The sequence below is a fragment of the Paenibacillus sp. NPDC056579 genome, from assembly GCF_042793215.1.
Classification (GTDB): domain Bacteria; phylum Bacillota; class Bacilli; order Paenibacillales; family NBRC-103111; genus Paenibacillus_S.
Window position 1 is genome coordinate 26,712 of the sequence record NZ_JBHTVD010000007.1, and the last position, 16,730, is coordinate 43,441.

A 16,730-nucleotide genomic window follows, 5' to 3' on the forward strand; every position below is an offset into this window, starting at 1 on the left:
TTTAAAATCGCGTCTTCCCCTCTAGATATAATAAAGTGAGACGCGATATTAACAACGGTTGGACCCCTACACCCATCCCTCTAGTGTCAGCTCAGTCCCCGCCTCTTACCTTATGAATCAGCTGGTGAATATTCAGATCCCGCAGCATCTGTGTAACTTCCTTCGATCTTTTTTTGTTGAACTTTTTCAAAATCAGGTTGATTTGCGATTTGATCGTCGACTGCTCGACCTGCCGGAACCGGGCGATTTCCGCCACCTTCATGTCTTTGAGCAGCAGCTCCATAATTTCCAGCTCCGTCGGCGTCATCTGCGACAAAATAATCGTTGCCTTAAGCAGGCTCTCCTCGTTGCGGCGGATCCGGGAAAACTCGTTTTTGATTTTATACGAAAACTCGGGGCGAATTTGCACAATCCCGTCATAAGAGCTGCGGATGCTGCGGATTATTTCCTCCGGAGGGCTCGTCTTCAGAACATAGTCGACGGCTCCGGTTTCGAAGGCATTGAACACCGTTTCGTCGTCCTCGTGCACCGTCAGGAAAATAATTTTCAAATGCGGGTAGCTGAGCAGCACCTTCTGCGCCGTTATGATGCCATCGTGCTTCATATCCATCTCGATGTCCATAACAATGATGTCGGCCTCATGCTCCTTGAGCAGCTGCAGCACCTGCTTGCCGCTTGCGGCTTGCCCTACGACGTTCATATCCTCCTCGCGGCCGATCAACTGGCAGAAATGGTTTCTCAGCACATCCAAATCCTCCGCAACGATAATACGGATCGGTCTCATGGCTCTCGACTCTCCTTAAGCTCGGATTTTACTACATACACCGGCATGATGATCTGAAACGTGCTTCCCTCCTGCGGGCTGCTCTCGACATGAATGCGTCCGTAATGGCCCATCACGACATGCTTGCTGAACGATAAACCGACGCCCCAGTTTCTCGTCGTGTTCTTGCTTGTAAAGAAAGGATCGAAAATCGTCTCCAGCTGACCTGCTTCAATGCCGGAGCCGTTGTCGATGATTTGCACGATGACCCAGTTTTCCTCTACATAACAGTTCATGACGATGAGTCCTTTACGATCCTCATCTATCGCTTCAACGGCATTGACAAGCAAGTTATAAAGCGCTTCCGTCAAAGGCTCCAAATCGGCCAGCACCATCAAGGATTCATCGGGCAGCTGGCAATCGATATGAATATGATCGGGGACAACCGTTACCCGTTCCACCGTCAGGCGCATGAGCTCCCGGATCGAAACCGCTCTCAAATGAAGCTGGTTCGTTTTAAACGAATTGTACAGCTGATCCAGCCGGCTGAGCGTGTGAGAGACGATATCCTCCGCCTTGGAAAGCGTTTGCATCGATTCCATAGCTGCTGCCTGCTGCTGCGCCCCGGACTGATCTTTGGCTTGCCGGATGAGCAATTGAATCATGATGAGCTGATTTTTGATCGCATGGGTGAATACCCTCGCTCCCATATTGGCCGTGTTCAGCTTGCGCTGCAGCTGGAGGTCGCGTTTGCCCATCGTTTTCTCCACTTCCGTATACCGCCAAATGGACAAAATGCTGATCAGTGATAAAATGCCGGTAAATCCGATGCTTGCATACCAGCCGAACAGCGTTAAAGGCGGATTGAAATTGGAAAAATCCGAATAGAGCACATAATAAGTACGAACGTCGAATACTTGCAGCGGGCCCATAAAACCTAGGTAAAAGTAAAACAGCACCAGCGAAAAGACGCCGTACAAAATATGCTTGCTTTGCGTTTTGACCCAAGGCACGGTCATTTTCCGGTATTTCTGGATCATGAGCAGCAGCGAGAGCAGCAAGGATACGACGAGCCAGCCCCGTGTCACCCAGCCGATCACATAGGTGAAATTTCGGTCCAATACCGTCAGAGCCCATTTGTAGATGACCGGATCGTAAAAAATGATATTGGCGATCGGGAATAGCGTATTGACCGCGTAGATTTTCCACAGCTGCTGGAACGGCCTGTAGTAGAAGAGAGAGACGGAGAGCCCGATCAAGCTGAACACAAACAGCGATCTTCCTATGGTGATCATCCGGCTGATGCCCTCGATCTTGATTGGCAGCTCAAGCAGGAAGTTGCGGATGCTGTCGTTGAAAAACAGCACGATATTCACCTTATAGTAGAATCCGCCGTATTTAGCTATGAATAAGATCAGTCCGGCCATGCTGAGAAACCAGCCTACGAGTACGAAGCCCATCCAATAAGCGGACGGATTGCGCGATTTGGTAATGAACAGGACGATGGCGGCCAGCATTAGAAAAATAAGCAGTAATGTCATAGGGATTCTCCTGCGCGCATGTCATCTATGAATCTATTTTAACATAAAACCGCAGGGCATTCGCCTTTTTTCGACAAAGCCGTTTTTTCACCGTGCAGATTGACTAATCAACAGCCTGTTCTCCGATTGAAAAGCTGCCCTCTTCACAGTAGATAGCTGATGTACTCCGCAAATAGAAAAGTTTAAGTTCGGGGCAAGGCGGCATGAGTATCAAATTCATAAAATCAGACAAAATCGGGCATATCTATGAAATTGAAACCAATGCCCGGGGAGTGTCGGAATGAGGTTCAAAGATGTGTTTTCCATTATAGGTCCGGCGATGGTCGGACCTTCCAGCTCGCATACCGCCGGCGCTGCGAGAATAGGCAGGGCGGCGAGGCAGCTGTTCGGGGAGCAGCCCGAGCAGGCGCTTATTCTATTCTACGGCTCGTTCGCCGCAACGTATCGGGGGCATGGAACCGACCGTGCCATAGTCGGAGGACTGCTCGACCTGCAGACGGACGATCCGCACATTCCGGATGCTCTGGAGATTGCGGAGCAGAGCGGGCTGCACGTTACGTTCGATGAAGGCAAAGGCTTGTTCCCGCATCCGAATACGGCCAAAATCGTGCTGGCCTCGTCCTCCAAGCCGAAGCAGCTGTCCATGGTCGGAACTTCAATCGGCGGAGGCAATATCGAGATCGTCGAGATTAACGGCTTCAGCGTGAAAATGAGCGGCGTATACCCGACCCTGGTCTTATGGCATCATGATTGGCCGGGTGCCGTCGCCGATATGACACAGCTGCTCAAGCAGCGCAGCGTTAACATCGGTTACATGTCCGTGGACCGAAAAAGCCGCAGCGGCGATGCGCTGACGGTTCTGGAGCTGGATGCCGCTCCAACGCCGGAGCTCGTTGCGGATCTGAACGGCGTGCAGGCGATTCAATCCGTGCATATAGTCGATCTGAACCTGGAGAGCGACATAGTCGGGGACAGTACGGCAGCCAAACAGAAGCTAAGCAGAGAAGACGATCGGACATAAAGGCAGGAAAGCACACGGAGGGGGAGCCTTCCCTTATATAAAGGAACGCCATTAAGAAAAAAGAAGGAAGGTCGGCAAAAGGATGAAATTCAGAACGCTGCAGCAGCTGGCGGCATTGTGCGAAGCGAACAACATGACGATCGGCAGGCTGATGCTGGAGGAGCAGTCCGCCGAGTCGGGACGAAGCGCGGAGCAGGAATTCGCGAAGATGACGGAGTACTACTCCGTCATGAAGGAAGCGGTCGAGCGCGGCCTGCGCGACAACACAACCTCACGCAGCGGCCTGACCGGGCTCGACGCGCAGCGGGTCATGGCTTACCGCGAGCGCGAGGAACCAAGCCTCGGCGACGCGGCGAGCGAGGCAATGGCCTACGCGCTCGCGGTGTCCGAGGTGAACGCCTCGATGGGCCGCGTCATCGCCACGCCGACCGCAGGCTCGTGCGGCATCATCCCCGGCGTGTTCGTCAGCTGCCAGCGGCGGTTCGGCTGGGACGACGAGCGCATGACGTACGGCTTGTTCGCGGCGGGGGCCATAGGCTACGTCATCGCGAACAATTCGTTCGTCTCCGGCGCCGAGGGCGGCTGCCAAGCCGAAGTCGGGTCCGCCATCGGCATGGCGGCGGGCGCGCTCGCGGAGCTTCGCGACGGAACGGCGGCGCAGGCCGTCCATGCAGTCGGCCTCGCGCTGAAAAACACGCTCGGCCTCATCTGCGATCCCGTCGGCGGCCTCGTGGAAGTGCCCTGCATCGTGCGCAACGGCTTCGGTGCAGTGACGGCTCTGGCGGCGGCGGATATGGCGCTCGCCGGCGTCAGAAGCGTCATCCCCTCGGACGAGGTCATCCAGGTGATGCTGGAGGTCGGCTCCGCGATGCCTGCGAAGCACCGCGAAACGGCGGGCGGCGGGCTCGCCCAGACGCCGACGGGACGCAAATTAATGGAGGAGCTGAGAAAGAAATAATGCTTTTCAAACAGGGGGAAATTGGTTTATAATGATTTCCTTCGCTCTTGGAAGAGAATACGGTTATACACAGTGTTATCAACAATATCAACAGTCTATAAACCTAGACTGTGCATAAATCGGCATGAGGTTATAAACATATCCACAGAACGAGTTATCCCCAAGATATTCATCCACAGATTTCCATCCTGTGAGAAGGATGTTACTCCGCTGTCCACAGCACAGCCAGCGCAGCCGTCTATGAACAACACAAAAAAGCAGCTTGCCGAAGCAAGCCGCTTTTTTGTGGCGACACGTAAGAAATTAGGCTGCGCCAAATTTCTTATGAAAGCTGACGCTCCCAAGTAAGGAGCTGTCCGTCAACTCATTCGCCTCTTTTGATCGGATGAGGCAGGTCCATGTGACCCATCAGCGATTCCGCCGCTTTGCCGTCCACCAGAATATCGATCGAGTCGATTTCCTTAAACTGGAACAGCGTCTTCTTAATCGCTTCCAGAAGCATCGCTTCGCCCGGAGCCCCGAGACGGCCCTCGCCTGAGACGGTCAAGTCGAGCGTCAGCTTCTTCTCCTTCAGCACGGCCGATTTGAAGCCAAGCGCTTCCGCCAGCGGCACCAGATTGCTGTTTTGCGGAGCTTTTTTCAACGTCCAGAGCGCGGCCGTATATTTGTCCTTGTCTTCCTTGAAATTGATCGTAACTTCCTTCTCCACGAGCTTGGTAGCAAGCTCATCTCCATAATAAGACTTGATGTGAAGCTGGTTCTGCTCCTTCTTCGTGTCCTGCGGAACCTCCTTCTGTGCGGGAGGCGGAGTCGTCTGGGGGCTATTTGCCGTATTCCCGGACGGCTCGGAGCCTTGTGCTCCATTGCTGCCGAGCGGCTTTTGACCGCACCCCGACAAGGCTAATGCGAGCGCTCCGATCAGGAGCACACTGCGAACTGTAAATTTTTGCATCGAAACCACCACCTTATTTTCTGCCTATCGAAGGTTAAGCTGCTCTTTGATGCCTGCAACGATTGCTTCAGCCACCTTGTTCTGGAAAGCTTCGTCGAACATCAGTGAGGTATCGCGCTCATTGGACAGATAGCCTACTTCCAGCAGCACAGCGGGCATATCAGTAGTTTTTACCACGCGAAACGGTTGTTGACGCACTCCGCGATCAGGCAGTCCGGTTGCCGCTGCCAGATGTTTATGCATAATGTCGGCAAATGCAACACTATCGGCTTTATAGTAATACGTTTCGGTGCCAGTCGACGTTTTCAGGTAGCTGTTGCCGTGAATGGACACAAATACGTTGGCGTTGCGGTCATTGGCGAACTTGGAACGGTTATCCAATGGAATGAACGTATCGTCGCTTCGCGTAAGAAACGGCTGTATTTGCGGTACCTCCTGCAGCAGCTTGTACACTTTGAGGCCCATCGTCAGATTGAATTCTTTCTCCGTCCGGCCGTTGACTGCTTTGGCGCCGGGATCCTGATCTCCGTGGCCCGGGTCGATAACCACCTTATATTGAGCTTGGCGGAAAGCGCCGGTCAAGGCGGCCGTGCCCACACCCGAATCCCAGGATAAATCCACCGATTGCTTCATGTCAAGCACCACGCGGACGGAATGCGGGCTGACGTTGTATTGCGAGTAGCGGACTTTGGACACGTATACGCTGTCGGATACGGTTTCTCCGCTTTTTGATGCCTTATTTGTATATAACGACGGGTCCAATACGGCATTGGGAATGTCAATGACAATCCGTGAAGGATCGTTCAAAGAGAACGTAACCGGCTTCAGCTCGCCCGTATCCGCCTTAATAAGCAGTTGGGAAGAGGACAGGTCGATCTTCTGGATGACAGGCAACGGTTTGCCGTTCGCGTCCACAGCCGGCTTGTCCGCTGGAGCATCAGGTTGTCCGGCAGGAGGCTGTACGGTCCCCGGGTTCGCAGCCGGCTTCTCCGTTAAATAAACGGCGCGGCTCACAGCATTCCAGTTCACTTCAATCCCCATATTCTCGGCTACAAACCGGACAGGCAGCAGCGTATTGCCGGCAATCAGCAAAGGCGCAGCGTCCAGCGGAGTCTTGACTCCATTCACCACAGCCGAAGGCCGATCGATAACCATTTCGATTTTGGTTTCATTTTTTACAATCGTAACCATTTGGGCGTCCTGGTCCCATTGCACCTTGGAGCCCAGCTCCTCCGCAATGATACGAACGGGAACCATTGTTACGTCCTTAATTATTCGCGGCGCGACCTCCGGCTTCAACTGTTTCCCGTTAAAAAACAACGGAACGCCGGAAATGGAATCGTTAGCCGCAGCCGAAGCGAAAGCCGGGATCAGAAGTGCGATAAGCAGCAGCGATAACAGTGTAGTAATAAATCTTACCTTCATCATTCACCTCTAAACAATATTCGTAAGTCATTGGATGTTGCGAACCGCAATGGACGGTTGTCAAAAAACAGCTTCAGTCTCCTTTTTTTCTTATGTATTTGCGACAGCATGACCTCCTTTTCGACAGGTTACAGATTATTAGACTCCGCGAAGCCCCATTTGTTGCATTTTTCCAAGGCCTATTTTCCCTGCTTGGGTCTTATGGAGCAATTTTCAACCCATTGGATGGAAGGAAAGGAAGCGATTATGCGGAATGGGGCATCTGCGCCCAGTTTAGAAATATTTAAGAATGTTTTAATCTCCGGTTTAGAGCCTGTTTAACGGGAGTTTATAACGGCGGGGTAAGCTGGTAATCAGAAAGCGGAGATGCTTTCAAACCAATCAAAGGAGGAATCACATTGAATAAGAAATGGGTAGTAGTGGGAACGGGATTGACTTTGGGAAGCGCGTTGTTCGTCACATCCGCCTTTGCGGGGATAGGGGATGCGGCAGGATATGACGCCTATAAAGCGGCGATCAAGCAAACGGCTTCGATTTCCAATGTAACGAAAAATGTCCATGTGTCCGTTCAGGATAATGGAACGAAGCTGCTGGACGTGACTTCCACAATCAAATCCGATTCGTCGTTCAAGAACGTTAGTGCCGATGTAGCCGTTAAAGCCGGCGATGCCAGCAATACGGCTGCTTTCTACAAGCAGGACAGCAAAGGCGTAGTCAAGCCGGGAGATAGCGACGTGTACGGCGTCATCGATATGTCGGGACACGATTGGCATCACGGCAAGGACGGTGGCAACAATGGCAATGAGACATGGGATGACAGCACCTTTGCCAAAGAGCGGGAGAACGTCATTGACGCGCTGGTAGGCGGGCTGAAGGACCAGGTGACATTGACGCCGCAAGCCGACGGCACGAAGCAGATCGATCTGCAGCTGAACGGCAGCCAAATTCCGGCCGTAGCGAATGCCATCAGCTCCTTGGTCATTAAGGGTGCGGTGAATGGCCATCATCCGGGCAAAGCCGGGGATATGCAGCAAAATCCGTTTGCCGACGAGCTGAAGCAATTTACGGGAAGTCTGCCTAAGCTGTCCCAAGACATTCAAATTAAGCAAGTCAGCCTTCACGCGGCGGTTGACGCCCAGAACCGGATTACCGGGCAGACGTTGAAGGTTACGGTAACCGGCAAAGACGACAAAGGCGCAGCTCATGAAGTTGTCATCGATGCGGCGGCTGACTTGTCCGGCTTCGACGCGACGACACCGGAGCAGGTGGATTTAACCGGCAAGCAAGTACAAAACATAGAGAAAACATTCGGCCCGCACAAAGGCCGCTAAGGAATGAACCAAGGGCGAAGGCGGACGCAGGACCGCTTTTCGCCTCCTTCATAGAGGAATTGCAATTGCAAGCACAACCCCTTGAGAGAGTCAGGGGCGTTGTCAGTAGAGGGGGCATGGAAAATGGACGTAGTTTTGGAGGCGGAGGGCCTGACGAAAAAGTACGCTAACGGACGGGGCGTAACCGATATTCATCTGCAGGTTCGCCGCGGCGATATATACGGATTTTTCGGGCCGAACGGAGCGGGAAAGACGACCGTAATGAAAATGATGGTGAATTTGTGCAGGGCCGATCGCGGCACGGTCCGCATGTTCGGTCTCGATACGGCGTCCCATTACGTACAGGCAATGAAACGGGTCGGCGTGCTGATCGAGCGTCCGGAGGCTTACGATTATTTCAGCGGATACACGAACTTGCGGATGAGCTTGCGCTATTATCCGGAGCTGAAAGCATCCCGGATCGACGAGGTGCTGGAGCTGGTCGGACTCGCACCCTACAAGAACGAGAAGGTCGGAGGCTACTCGCTTGGCATGAAGCAGCGTCTCGGTATCGCCTCGGCGATATTATCCAAGCCGGAGCTGCTCATTCTCGACGAGCCGACGAACGGGCTCGATATCGAAGGGATGGTCGACATTCGCGAGCTGATGGTGAAGCTGGCGAAGGAGGAGAATATCACCTTGTTCGTATCGAGCCACTTGATCCACGAAATGGAGCTGATGTGCAACCGGGTGGGCATCTTATACGACGGCAAGCTGATAAGGGAAGGGTATATGGAGGATTTGCTGGCAGGTCCGCACAGGACGCTTGAAGATTATTTTGTTGCTCAAGTAAGGGAGGAAAGGGGAGCTGCGCTGCATGAATAGCATTCAAGCCAGTATGACGAACGAAATCACGAAGCTGCTGTTCCGGAGGAAAACGGTCTTTTTCCTGAGTCTGACGGCCATTCTTCCGTTTGCCGGAATCTGGATGGTATCGCGGCTGCAAACCGGCTTCGGTATCACAGCCGTGTCCGTAGCGGATTTTCCCGTGCTCATGTTAAACTTGTTCAGTGCGCTCTTGCTCCCGCTGCTGATTTTTATGGCTGCAGCCGATATGTTTGCAGGCGAACAGCAGGACGGAACGGCCAAGATTACGCTGACCCGTCCGATTTCACGGTTCGATATTTATGTATCCAAGCATCTGGCTTTGCTGCTGTATATCGGTGTCTACGCGGCGGTGGGCCTCGTCTGCTCCGTCATTGCCTCATGGTTCCTTCCTTTTGAAGGAAGCAGCCTGACGCGGCTTCTGCAATCCGTATTGGCTTACGTCGCAGCGGTAGTTCCTATGGCGGCCATTGGCTTCCTGGCGGTCTTTGTGGGACAATGGTTTAAAAACGGAAGCGGCGCGCTCACGGTGACCATTCTTTTATACGGTCTGGCCAAACTGGCATCGTTCCTGTTTCCGCAGCAGATGACCTATTCTCCGACGGCTTATACCGACTGGCATATGCTGTGGATCGGAGACATCGTATCGTGGGGGAAAATCGGAGGCATCTTTTCGTTGCTGCTGAGCTTCTGCGTGTTGAGCTTTACGGCGGGCTTTTATTTATTCGACAAAAAACAATGGTAGGGGTAATGACGTATGTCCATCCGGATTCGTTTGCTGCTGTCTTATATCGCCATGCTGCTTGTGCCGGTCATCTTGTTCGGCATTGCCGTTATGATCATCAGCGTGGCCCTGCTGGGCGATGTAAAATCGATCTACAAGCCCGACGGCAGCGAGCGGAATACGATAGCCGCCGTTATAGAGCAGGAAGCCGACGTATCCGCGGAAATCCGCGTGCGCAGTCTCAATTCGCCGGATTCGCTGCTTGAATCCAAAGTACAGGAGCTGCTGGATACTCAGCTGACGGCGATCCGTATGGCGCTGATCGTGCGCAAGGAAGGGCAGATCGTGTATGCGTCACCGTCTATTGATGAGCCGGAGCTGTTAGAGGCTCTGCCTGCTTTTGGCTCGGGTGGAGATTTTCATGAGGAGAAGATGAAAAATCGCGGACCATGGAACGACAGGCAGGCGCATTGGTTCATTACGAAGCAGAACGATATGCTGTTTACGGACGGCAGCAAGGGAAGCGCCTTTATCGCGATGGACATGAATCCGCTCGGCCGGTTCGCCCACCGGTATTTCAGCGTATTCCTGATCACGCTGCTCGCTATTCTTGTACTGACGAACGGGCTGCTGACGTACTTCGTATCACGCAGCATCATCCGTCCGCTTCGCTCCTTGCAAAAGGCGGCGGATCAGATTAAGGAAGGAAATCTCGATTTCGTCGTAAAGCCGGAGTCCAAGGATGAGATCGGGGAGCTGGCTTCGTCGTTCGAGCAAATGCGGAGCCGGTTGAAGCAATCGGTTCAGCTGCAGCTGCAGTATGAAGAAAACCGCAAGGAGCTCATTTCGAACATATCGCACGATTTGAAAACTCCGGTTACCGCGATCAAAGGATATGTAGAGGGGATAATAGACGGAGTGACGAATACTCCGGAGAAGCTGGATAAATATGTAAAGACGATCTACAATAAGTCGGTGCAAATGGACCGTTTGATCGACGAGCTGTTCTTATTTTCCAAGCTTGACCTGAACAGCCAGCCGTTTCATTTTGAACAAGTGGACCTGATAGCGTTTCTGCAGGATTGTACGGATGAGCTTCATATGGATATCGAAAAACAGGGCGTTTCCTTTCAATTCGAGCCGCAGCCGGGAGTGACCGAGGCTTGGGTCGCCGCCGATCGCGACAAGCTGAAGCGGGTGCTGGTCAATATTATGGAAAACGCCATGAAATATATGGATAAGGAGCAAGGCTTCATCCGGATGAGGATGAAGGATGAAGGAGCGGCATACGCCATCGAAATTGAAGACAACGGTCAAGGGATCGATGCGGAGGCGCTGCCGCATATATTCGACCGCTTTTACCGGGCCGACCGTTCGCGCAACCGGAACACCGGGGGCAGCGGTCTCGGGCTTGCCATAGCCAAGCAAATCATCGAAGAGCATGAAGGCGGGATCACGGCCGCAAGCGAGCCGGGTGGGGGGACGGTCATCACGATCCGTCTCAAGAAGCTTACGCAAGGATCGCAGGGAGGGGGAGTTCAGGCATGACCAGCATATTGATTATTGAAGACGAAGCGAGCATTGCCGAGCTGGAGAGAGACTATTTGGAGATCAACGGCTATACCGTTCATATGGAGCACAGCGGTGACACGGGACTCCGGGAAGCGTTGAGCGGCGCTTATGACCTGATTATTCTCGATCTCATGCTGCCTAAGGTGGACGGCTTCGAAATATGCCGCAAAATCCGCGACGAGCACAACATCCCTATCCTGATGGTTTCCGCAAAAAAGGAAGACATCGATAAAATACGCGGACTCGGGCTCGGAGCGGACGATTATATCATTAAGCCGTTCAGTCCCGGCGAGCTTGTCGCCAGAGTGAAGGCCCATTTATCCCGATACGAGAGGCTGCTCGGCCAGCGGGAAGCCAAAAGCGAGGAGGTCCGGGTCCGCGGTCTGCTGATCGACAAAGCTTCACGGCGTGTCTATGTAAACGGGAACGAGGTCGTCTTTACGACGAAGGAGTTCGATCTGCTCACCTTTTTGGCTACGAACCCGAACCGGGTGTTCAGCAAGGAGCAGCTGTTCGAGCATATATGGGGGCTGGATTCGATGGGAGACAACGCAACGGTAACCGTTCATATCCGCAAAATCCGGGAAAAGATCGAGCTGCATCCCTCCAAGCCGCAATATATCGATACGGTATGGGGAGCGGGCTACCGGTTCATTTTATAGCACGAAGCAGCGGGATATGGAAAAAAGGGTCCGCCCCGGCAGGTTCGAAAGCCTTACGGAGCGGGCCCTTTCATGCGCTTTATTTATATGTGATTAATTTGCGTATACCTCGAATTCATTCACGTTCGCTTCGTCCGTTGCGGTAACGACCAGCAGCCGGATATAACGGGACGTTACAGGAGTGAATGTGATCGTTTTGGAGGCTCCGATGGTCGTGCCGGTCGTAATATCGGTAAAGTTAGTGCCGTCAGAGGACGATTGCAGCTTGAAAGAAGTTATATTGGCGTAGTTCGTTTCCTTGATGACCACTTTGCCGTACGTTTGGCTGGAGCCGAAATCGACCCGCAGCCATTGGCCGTTGTTCGTACCGCTTGCCGATGCCCAGCGCGTGCTTGTTGAGCCGTCGACCGCCTTGGCAGCGGAGTAAGTGGCGCTCCATTCCGTAGATGCGGTTGCGGTTTTGTTCAAAGCGAGATTCGTAGCGGTGCCGGTGCTGTAGGTGTCTCCACCTTCGCCGGTCCATGTCATTTCCGTGAAGGAAGACGGGGCAAGGGAGGTAGCGGTTGCCGAGCCGGAAGCGTACAGCCCGCCCGTAACGCCGGTCATCGTATAGTCGGTATACAGTTTGTTCGAGGTGAAGTTAGTATGAATGAGAGCACCGGCAAGGTTCACGCCGGATACGGCTTTCAGCTCCAGGTTGCTGCCGTAGGAAATGCCGTCGGAGGCGGTTGTTTTATTAGCGCGGTAGGCTTGCCCTGTGCCTGCGTTATTTTTCACCGTCGTATCGATGACCTGCACGTTATTCGCGCGAATATACATTCCGTTATTGCCTACAGTCGATTCGGGAACGGTGTTCTGGAAATCGATATCGGCGCCGATGACTTTAATATGGTGTGTGCCTTCTTTAAAATCGAAGCCGTCGTTTTTGGTCTCCACCGTGCTGCAGTTCAGGAACGTAATATAGCCGCTTTGGTCGGCGTTCGGAGCCGTTGTCCAGTTCTGGTCGGCGTCTCCGACATAGAAGCCTTCCCCGAATTTGCCGCTCTGCCCCGTATACTGCGCGGAGCTGCTGCTGATCAGCCAGTATTGGCTGTTTTTGCGGATTTTGAACCCTTCGGCCAGCGTGTTTTTCACCGTCACATTCGTAACGAAGCCGTGGGAGGCTTCAATCAAAAGCCCCTTGTTGGAGTTCGAGTTGGAGTTGATCGTCACATTCTCAAGCTTGTAATAGCCATGCTTAATATGAAATGCTGCGTTGCCTGCGGAAGCTGTATAATTGAGCGTAGCTCCGCTGCCGGTGCCGCGGATCGTAATATAATTGTTACTGGAACCGCTTACAGAAGTGGCGATAGTGCCGTCTGAAATGTTGTAGGTCCCGGATAATTCAATGATATCGCCGGGCTGGGCGCTGGCCAAATAGCTGCGCAGTGCGGCTACATCCCCCGCAGGAACGGTCTTGGTCGCGGCGAAAGCGGTGGATACGGTAAAGACGGGTACAAGCGTGAAGCATAATAAAAACAGCAAGGACATCGATAAAGACTTTTTGTTCAGCCAGCGCAGGCTCCTCATTAATGCATCCTCCTCGAATATGGAATTTCAGGAACAAAAAAAGAGCTGTGATTCTGGTACGCGATAACGCTGGAACCATTCACCTCCCTTACGATCTCCGTCAGACGCTTCGGCCTCCTTAATCCACGGCCTGATTGCACGTCCTCCCTTTCAGCTTATAAGGATTTCCAGCTTCGGAATATAGCTAAAATTCACAATTCTTTTACTTAAATTAACATTTCTCAAGATAAAATATATTGACTCCAGCTAGGCAATCCTTTACACTTGCATTTGATTAGTTAGCTAACTAAATAGGGGGGCGGACGATGGAATACAACCATTCGAATGCTTTAACGCATCTAATGAAGCATGTTTTGAAGCTTTACCGGCATAATGTCGATCGGCTTATTCAGGAGTACGATGTATTTCCGGGCCAGCCTCCGCTGCTGTTAAGACTCTCCGATAAGGATGGTCAAATGCAGAAGGAGCTCGCCAACAGCATGCATATTCAGCCTGCAACCTTGACGGTCATGATCACCCGGATGGAGAAAGCCGGACTTGTCGAGCGCAAGCCTGATGCGGAAGATCAGCGAGTATCCCGGGTGTATTTGACGGAGAAGGGCCGCTTTGCAGCAGGAAAGGTGAAGGAGGCGCTCCGTACTATTGAGGAGCAATGCTTCCGGAATTTCAGTCCGGAGGAGAAGCTGCTGTTCCGGAGGCTCTTGCTGCAGATGCATCAGGATCTTGAAGCAGGACAGCGCGATAATAATTAGTTGTCTAAATAGATTAGCGAATAATAAGCGCAATATCTCGAAATTCGAGACTCAGAGCGCGAATCTCGAATCTCTAAAGGAAGGAATGATCTCTAACTCTATGAGTCTCCCCAATGAAGCAACCCCCCGTACCCGAAGGCTGTGGATGGCGCTGATTCTCGGAGCACTGGCTTCGTTCGGACCTTTGTCGATCGATATGTATTTGCCGGCGCTGCCAACGCTTGCCGATGATTTGCAAACGACGCCGTCATTGGCCCAGCTGAGCTTGACCTTCTGCTTGCTCGGACTGTCGCTCGGGCAATTGCTCGCCGGTCCTCTCAGCGACGTGCGAGGACGCAGAAAGCCGCTGATGGTCGGGCTGTTCGTCTATATGATCGCGTCGCTCTTATGCGCGTTCAGCCCGTCGATCTGGGCCCTTATTGCCCTGCGGTTCATTCAAGGCGTCGCCGGAGCCGCAGGGATCGTGATTTCTCGGGCGATCGTCCGAGATATGTATTCGGGCACGGAGCTGACGAAGTTTTTTACGCTGCTCATGCTCGTCAACGGAGTCGCTCCGATCTTCGCTCCGATCGCCGGTGGGCAGCTCCTGCGGATAACGGCCTGGCCGGGCGTGTTCGTCGTGCTGTGCCTGTTCGGCGTCCTTATGCTGGCGGCGGTATGGCTCGCCCTGCCTGAAACGCTGCCGTTGGAGCGCCGCTCCAAGGGCGGCATCGGCAACACGCTGTCGACGTTTCGCAATCTGCTCGGCGACCGGACTTTTATGGGCTACGCGCTGTCGCAAGGCTTCGTCATTGCCGCGATGTTCGCGTATATATCCGGCTCCCCGTTCGTCATTCAAAATATTTTCGGAGCTTCGCCGCAAATGTACAGCGTATTTTTTGCCATTAACGGTCTCGGCATCATTATTGCCGGCCAAATTACAGGCCGACTGGCAGGCAAAGTAGGCGAGGCCCGGCTGCTCGTCAGCGGACTCGTAATCGCTGCTGTCGGCGGCGTGACGCTGCTCGCGATGATTTTGGCCGGCGCGGGGCTGTACGCGATATTGCTGCCGCTGTTCTTCGTCGTCTCCAGCGTCGGCATCGTCAGCTCGACCTCGTTCGCCTTGGCCATGCAAAACCAGGCTCAAGCCGCAGGAAGCGCCTCGGCGCTGCTCGGGCTTCTGTCGTTCATCTCGGGCGGCGTTGTCGCTCCGCTCGTTGGTCTCGGCGGCGGCGAGACGGCCGTGCCGATGGGCATTGTTATAGCCGCGGCGGATGTTGCAGCCGTGCTGTGCTACGTTGTCATGATCCGGCAGAAGAAACCTGCGGCTTCGTACACGATGAACGCATAAATTTGGTTCCATGCGCGTTTTATGACACAAAACTCCTTCTCGATTGTCATCACGATCAACGCATAGGACCGGATCGCTACCACAATCCGATTAATGCCATAATAAAATCAAACCGCCCTTTTGTGACGACGTTATCGTCATAAAAAGGGCGGTTTTTGGGCTTCGCGGACATGTTTTCTGCTACGCATAGTCACGGTGGTCACCGGGTTAACGATGCATGTAGCGGGCCATTTTTTCCATACGCTTATCCTGCTTTCTCTCGTGAACGACCATACAAGCGTGAATGGCTCCCGGAAGCCAGAAGCACAGTGTCAGTATCAGATTGAGAAAAGCCTGGAACGGCTTGCCGCTAAACAGAACCGCTACGGGAGGAAGCAATATCGCGAGCAAATACATATGCAGTCACCTCTTTTTCTTTTACATACCATACGCTTCAGCTTCGGCAACGTTTCAGACGGATATACCTTGGTGGAGCCCGTTTATAAAGAATGGGCGGAGTCGCCTGCATAATTTATCCCGGTTTTAGTCGAGAGTGAGTCCGGACGGAGAAGCCATGCAGACGAAATAAGACCGCCGTTGCAGCAGCGGCAGCCTAGTTCACTCGGCGAACGTCCGATGTTCAGCAGGGCTTTGCTGTACTTGCTACAAGTACGCGGCCGGACATCCCGAATTGCGGTAATGTTGGAAGCAATCCCGAGTCGATGCTGATTGATCGGTTTCCCTGATCTGCGCTAAAGCGCGCTGTTCATTCACTTCGTCTTGCCATGTGCCCCCGAATCCATTGGCGTGCCGCATTGTGCAGAAGACAGCCGATCATCTTCAAGCTCGCAAGCTTAGGCTTGCTGCAGGTTATTCCTTCTTCTTGTCATTATCAGCCTGAAGCTGCTGCAAATAAGCGTCCAAACGATCGAATCTGTCTTCCCAGATGGACCGATAGGACTCGATCCACTCGTCAAGCTCTTTGAAGGGCTCCGGTCGAAGCTTGTAAATACGCCGGTTGGCGCTTGGCTGCACCTCGACGATGCCCGAGTCGCTTAGCACCCGAAGGTGCTTGGAGACCTGCGGCTGGCGAACCTCAAGCTGTTCGGCGATTTCACCAACGGTTAGAGGACCGTCACGCAATAGCTCGACAATGTGATACCGGTTGGGCTCGGCAAGCGCAAGCAAAGTTGTCATATTCATGCCCATATCATGTATCCCCTTTATGAACAATATATACCAAATGGAATATTCCAGTAAAGGAATGCTTAGGGGGTTTTCGTTTAT

The 16,730-nt window shown here is 53.1% G+C and carries 16 protein-coding genes; 9 read left to right on the forward strand and 7 right to left on the reverse strand.

Going from position 1 to position 16,730, the window contains the following annotated elements:
- Nucleotides 1–91: 91 nt before the first annotated feature.
- Nucleotides 92–784 (reverse strand): response regulator, encoded by a 693-nt coding sequence (locus ACFQ88_RS25035; RefSeq protein ID WP_379458037.1) that lies wholly within the window; start codon nt 782–784, stop codon nt 92–94.
- Nucleotides 781–2,304: a sensor histidine kinase gene (locus tag ACFQ88_RS25040; RefSeq protein ID WP_379458039.1), complete on the reverse strand. Its 1,524-nt coding sequence runs from the start codon at nt 2,302–2,304 to the stop codon at nt 781–783. The genes ACFQ88_RS25035 and ACFQ88_RS25040 overlap by 4 nt, the downstream gene beginning before the upstream one ends.
- Nucleotides 2,305–2,584: 280 nt before the next feature.
- On the opposite strand from ACFQ88_RS25040, the gene sdaAB reads away from it, so the two are divergent.
- Nucleotides 2,585–3,325, forward strand: a complete 741-nt coding sequence (gene sdaAB / locus ACFQ88_RS25045; protein WP_379458041.1) for an L-serine ammonia-lyase, iron-sulfur-dependent subunit beta — start codon at nt 2,585–2,587, stop codon at nt 3,323–3,325.
- An 82-nt stretch (nt 3,326–3,407) separates the two neighbouring features.
- Complete coding sequence (gene sdaAA / locus ACFQ88_RS25050) at nt 3,408–4,283, forward strand: L-serine ammonia-lyase, iron-sulfur-dependent, subunit alpha (RefSeq protein WP_379458043.1); 876 nt, start codon at nt 3,408–3,410, stop codon at nt 4,281–4,283.
- 364 nt (nt 4,284–4,647) lie between these two features.
- Here sdaAA and ACFQ88_RS25055 read toward each other — a convergent pair whose 3' ends face one another.
- Nucleotides 4,648–5,235 (reverse strand): GerMN domain-containing protein, encoded by a 588-nt coding sequence (locus ACFQ88_RS25055; RefSeq protein ID WP_239629235.1) that lies wholly within the window; start codon nt 5,233–5,235, stop codon nt 4,648–4,650.
- Between the two features lie 24 nt (nt 5,236–5,259).
- A complete protein-coding gene (locus ACFQ88_RS25060; protein ID WP_379458046.1) occupies nt 5,260–6,660 on the reverse strand; it encodes an N-acetylmuramoyl-L-alanine amidase family protein in 1,401 nt (466 codons plus the stop codon).
- Between the two features lie 398 nt (nt 6,661–7,058).
- Here ACFQ88_RS25060 and ACFQ88_RS25065 point away from each other — a divergent pair, with 398 nt between their 5' ends.
- From ACFQ88_RS25065 to ACFQ88_RS25085, 5 genes are all read left to right on the forward strand, one after another.
- The gene (locus ACFQ88_RS25065; protein WP_379458048.1) at nt 7,059–7,991 is read left to right on the forward strand and encodes a hypothetical protein; all 933 of its coding nucleotides are present in this window, start codon (nt 7,059–7,061) and stop codon (nt 7,989–7,991) included.
- A gap of 123 nt (nt 7,992–8,114) precedes the next feature.
- On the forward strand, nt 8,115–8,855 hold the full coding sequence (locus tag ACFQ88_RS25070; protein WP_379458116.1) for an ABC transporter ATP-binding protein: 741 nt from the start codon (nt 8,115–8,117) through the stop codon (nt 8,853–8,855).
- On the forward strand, nt 8,848–9,600 hold the full coding sequence (locus tag ACFQ88_RS25075) for an ABC transporter permease (RefSeq protein ID WP_379458118.1): 753 nt from the start codon (nt 8,848–8,850) through the stop codon (nt 9,598–9,600). Before ACFQ88_RS25070 ends, ACFQ88_RS25075 begins: the two co-directional genes overlap by 8 nt.
- 12 nt (nt 9,601–9,612) lie before the next feature.
- The gene (locus ACFQ88_RS25080) at nt 9,613–11,127 is read left to right on the forward strand and encodes a sensor histidine kinase (RefSeq protein WP_379458120.1); all 1,515 of its coding nucleotides are present in this window, start codon (nt 9,613–9,615) and stop codon (nt 11,125–11,127) included.
- Nucleotides 11,124–11,813, forward strand: coding sequence for a response regulator transcription factor (locus ACFQ88_RS25085; protein WP_379458122.1), 690 nt, complete (start codon nt 11,124–11,126; stop codon nt 11,811–11,813). Before ACFQ88_RS25080 ends, ACFQ88_RS25085 begins: the two co-directional genes overlap by 4 nt.
- Before the next feature lie 93 nt (nt 11,814–11,906).
- On the opposite strand, the gene ACFQ88_RS25090 is transcribed toward ACFQ88_RS25085, so the two are convergent.
- Nucleotides 11,907–13,382, reverse strand: a complete 1,476-nt coding sequence (locus ACFQ88_RS25090; protein ID WP_239629220.1) for a discoidin domain-containing protein — start codon at nt 13,380–13,382, stop codon at nt 11,907–11,909.
- A 305-nt stretch (nt 13,383–13,687) separates the two neighbouring features.
- Here ACFQ88_RS25090 and ACFQ88_RS25095 point away from each other — a divergent pair, with 305 nt between their 5' ends.
- Together ACFQ88_RS25095 and ACFQ88_RS25100 are read left to right on the forward strand one after the other, a co-directional pair.
- On the forward strand, nt 13,688–14,134 hold the full coding sequence (locus ACFQ88_RS25095; RefSeq protein ID WP_239629219.1) for a MarR family winged helix-turn-helix transcriptional regulator: 447 nt from the start codon (nt 13,688–13,690) through the stop codon (nt 14,132–14,134).
- 85 nt (nt 14,135–14,219) lie between these two features.
- Nucleotides 14,220–15,464: a multidrug effflux MFS transporter gene (locus ACFQ88_RS25100; protein WP_379458125.1), complete on the forward strand. Its 1,245-nt coding sequence runs from the start codon at nt 14,220–14,222 to the stop codon at nt 15,462–15,464.
- A 207-nt stretch (nt 15,465–15,671) separates the two neighbouring features.
- On the opposite strand, the gene ACFQ88_RS25105 is transcribed toward ACFQ88_RS25100, so the two are convergent.
- Both ACFQ88_RS25105 and ACFQ88_RS25110 read right to left on the reverse strand, forming a co-directional pair.
- Nucleotides 15,672–15,860, reverse strand: coding sequence for a YqaE/Pmp3 family membrane protein (locus ACFQ88_RS25105; RefSeq protein ID WP_239629217.1), 189 nt, complete (start codon nt 15,858–15,860; stop codon nt 15,672–15,674).
- 453 nt (nt 15,861–16,313) lie between these two features.
- Nucleotides 16,314–16,652, reverse strand: a complete 339-nt coding sequence (locus tag ACFQ88_RS25110) for an ArsR/SmtB family transcription factor (protein ID WP_239629214.1) — start codon at nt 16,650–16,652, stop codon at nt 16,314–16,316.
- Nucleotides 16,653–16,730 lie beyond the last annotated feature (78 nt).

Bases quoted from the DNA above. Each gene is read 5' to 3' on its own strand.
- ACFQ88_RS25035 (WP_379458037.1), bottom strand. From the start codon at position 784: ATGAGACCGATCCGTATTATCGTTGCGGAGGATTTGGATGTGCTGAGA.
- ACFQ88_RS25040 (WP_379458039.1), bottom strand. From the start codon at position 2,304: ATGACATTACTGCTTATTTTTCTAATGCTGGCCGCCATCGTCCTGTTC.
- sdaAB (WP_379458041.1), top strand. From the start codon at position 2,585: ATGAGGTTCAAAGATGTGTTTTCCATTATAGGTCCGGCGATGGTCGGA.
- sdaAA (WP_379458043.1), top strand. From the start codon at position 3,408: ATGAAATTCAGAACGCTGCAGCAGCTGGCGGCATTGTGCGAAGCGAAC.
- ACFQ88_RS25055 (WP_239629235.1), bottom strand. From the start codon at position 5,235: ATGCAAAAATTTACAGTTCGCAGTGTGCTCCTGATCGGAGCGCTCGCA.
- ACFQ88_RS25060 (WP_379458046.1), bottom strand. From the start codon at position 6,660: ATGAAGGTAAGATTTATTACTACACTGTTATCGCTGCTGCTTATCGCA.
- ACFQ88_RS25070 (WP_379458116.1), top strand. From the start codon at position 8,115: ATGGACGTAGTTTTGGAGGCGGAGGGCCTGACGAAAAAGTACGCTAAC.
- ACFQ88_RS25075 (WP_379458118.1), top strand. From the start codon at position 8,848: ATGAATAGCATTCAAGCCAGTATGACGAACGAAATCACGAAGCTGCTG.
- ACFQ88_RS25080 (WP_379458120.1), top strand. From the start codon at position 9,613: ATGTCCATCCGGATTCGTTTGCTGCTGTCTTATATCGCCATGCTGCTT.
- ACFQ88_RS25085 (WP_379458122.1), top strand. From the start codon at position 11,124: ATGACCAGCATATTGATTATTGAAGACGAAGCGAGCATTGCCGAGCTG.
- ACFQ88_RS25090 (WP_239629220.1), bottom strand. From the start codon at position 13,382: ATGAGGAGCCTGCGCTGGCTGAACAAAAAGTCTTTATCGATGTCCTTG.
- ACFQ88_RS25095 (WP_239629219.1), top strand. From the start codon at position 13,688: ATGGAATACAACCATTCGAATGCTTTAACGCATCTAATGAAGCATGTT.
- ACFQ88_RS25100 (WP_379458125.1), top strand. From the start codon at position 14,220: ATGATCTCTAACTCTATGAGTCTCCCCAATGAAGCAACCCCCCGTACC.
- ACFQ88_RS25105 (WP_239629217.1), bottom strand. From the start codon at position 15,860: ATGTATTTGCTCGCGATATTGCTTCCTCCCGTAGCGGTTCTGTTTAGC.
- ACFQ88_RS25110 (WP_239629214.1), bottom strand. From the start codon at position 16,652: ATGGGCATGAATATGACAACTTTGCTTGCGCTTGCCGAGCCCAACCGG.